1 protein-coding gene is annotated in these 462 nt (G+C 65.6%); it reads left to right on the top strand.

Annotated elements, in window-relative coordinates:
* Positions 1–462, top strand: a 462-nt coding sequence (locus ACCD11_RS28380) for a DUF6531 domain-containing protein (protein ID WP_413316470.1), incomplete at both ends; no start/stop codon positions are given.

Genomic DNA, 462 nt, shown 5'->3' with positions numbered 1-462 from the left:
TACTCGAAGCAGTCGGCGAACTATGTGGCCAAGGCGGCGGCAAGCCAGCTGCCCGATGGGATCGCGGGCCGGGTCAATGGCGTGATCACGCAGATGCTGGACTTCAAGCGGCTGTTGCGGGGTCAGTTGTCGAAGCTGGCGGACAAGGAGGCGCAGGCCAGCATCATGTGGCTGCTGCACAAGCTGCGGGACGCGTTGCTGAAGAAGAAGGGCAGGCGTTCGGCTATCGTCCCGCCTCAAGCGGGCGCGGTGGCCCAGAAGGACAAGCCCGGTGACCAGCTCGGGCATATCAGCAAGCAGGCGCCGGCCAACGGGCGGGGATGCAGCCTCAAGAATCGCCCTGCACCTGCGCGCAAGGGCGGCTCCATCAGCCTCTCACTGGGTGACGAAAGCTTCACCCACACCGACTTCGTTCTCGCAGCGCCGCTGCCGATCGAATGGGCGCGCACCTACGCCAGCGAC

The organism is Variovorax sp. Varisp36, from assembly GCF_047304235.1.
GTDB lineage: Bacteria > Pseudomonadota > Gammaproteobacteria > Burkholderiales > Burkholderiaceae_C > Variovorax.
This window is presented reverse-complemented; position numbering and strand designations above follow the sequence as displayed.